The sequence below is a fragment of the Methylobacterium sp. WL18 genome, from assembly GCF_008040015.1.
Classification (GTDB): domain Bacteria; phylum Pseudomonadota; class Alphaproteobacteria; order Rhizobiales; family Beijerinckiaceae; genus Methylobacterium; species Methylobacterium mesophilicum.
This window is the reverse complement of the sequence record NZ_VRVD01000958.1, coordinates 1-1273: the sequence shown is the minus strand read 5'-3', so window position 1 is coordinate 1273 and position 1273 is coordinate 1. Positions and strand designations below refer to the sequence as shown.

The window sequence follows — 1273 nt, the reverse complement described above, 5'->3', positions numbered from 1 at the left end:
CGCAGGGCCTCATGGCGCTCGGCACCGGCCTGCCCCTGGTGGCCCACACCCTCTGGGCGGTCGCGGCCTCGGCGGTGCTGGTGGGCGGGACCTTCATGGTCGCCACCATGGCGGGCCTGCAACTGGCCCGCGAGGCGCGGCCCGACAACCCAACGCCGCTCCTCGCCCGCATGACCGCCGCCTTCGCGGCCGGACAGATCCTCGGCCCGGTGCTCGTGCGCCTGCTGGGTCCCGGCCGCCGCGCCGGCTGGGACGCCCTGGACTGCACCGGCGCCGTCGCCACCCTGCTGCTGGTGCTGACGGCTCTGTGGCTGTGGCGCGCCGCGCGCGTATCGCCTGAGCGGCTGGTGCCGATCTGACACGGCGTCGGGTCGCGCACCCCAATCTGGTGAGCCCTTGGCTGGCACCGTCGAGCGAGGCTGCGCCGATCACCCCACCCGCCGCAACGGCAGCCGCAGCCCCGGGGCCGGCCTTTCCAAAAGAACCTCCCGGCGGAAGCGCACCAAGCGGGCCGGTCGGCCGGCGGTGCCGCTGGTGAGGGCCTCGGTCTCCTCCACCAGCCCCTGCTGGGCGACGAGCCGGCGAAAGTTCTGCTTGTGCAGCTGCGTGCCCGACAGGGCCTCGACGGTGCGCTGGAGCTGGAGCAGGGTGAAGGCCGGGGGCATCAGCTCGAACACCACCGGGCGGTATTTGATCTTGCCGCGCAGCCGGCCGATCGCGGTGGCGAGCACCCGGCGGTGGTCGAAGGCCATCGGCACGCCGGTCGGGTCGTTCGGCACCGCCGGGCCGGCATTGCCCTTCGCCTCCGGGATCAGGCCGGCCTCGAACAGCAACTCGTAGCGCTCCAGCACGCGCTCCTCGTTCCAGGTGCCGCCGTTCATCCCGAAGGTCAGGCCGAGCCGGTCGAGGCGGCGGGTGCGGATCGCGCAATCCGTCGGCTCGGCGGCCCAGGCGGCGAGCCGCGTCTCGATCGCGTCGAGCTGGGGCGGCCGGCCTTTGCGGAAATCCTCGTACGGGAGGTAGCGGTACCAGTTCTGCCACGCCGCCTCGGCCAGGCCGGCCGGGCGTTCCTCGCGGACCAAGGCGAGGTAGGCCACCGAAAGCGAATGCGCGTCCGGCATGTCGGCGGTGCCGGAGCGGTCGCGGTCGCCGAAGGTGTAGAGCTGCTCGACATAGCCGAGGCGCTGGTGCGTCTGCCGCTCGACCCAGGCGCGCAGGCCCCGCTCCAGGGTGGCGTGCTCGGGCACGAGCGGCCCGGCCGGGAGGCCGTCGC

The 1273-nt window shown here is 73.9% G+C and carries 2 protein-coding genes; one reads left to right on the top strand and one right to left on the bottom strand.

All coding sequences use genetic code 11. The annotated features are described in order from the left end of the window. The coding region (locus FV228_RS30070) for a YbfB/YjiJ family MFS transporter (protein ID WP_147857767.1) at window positions 1–359 on the top strand (359 nt) is incomplete at its 5' end. A 69-nt stretch (window positions 360–428) separates the two neighbouring features. On the opposite strand, the gene FV228_RS30065 is transcribed toward FV228_RS30070, so the two are convergent. Beyond that, a partial coding sequence (locus FV228_RS30065) for a hypothetical protein (RefSeq protein WP_147857766.1) occupies window positions 429–1273 on the bottom strand: 845 nt, incomplete at its 5' end.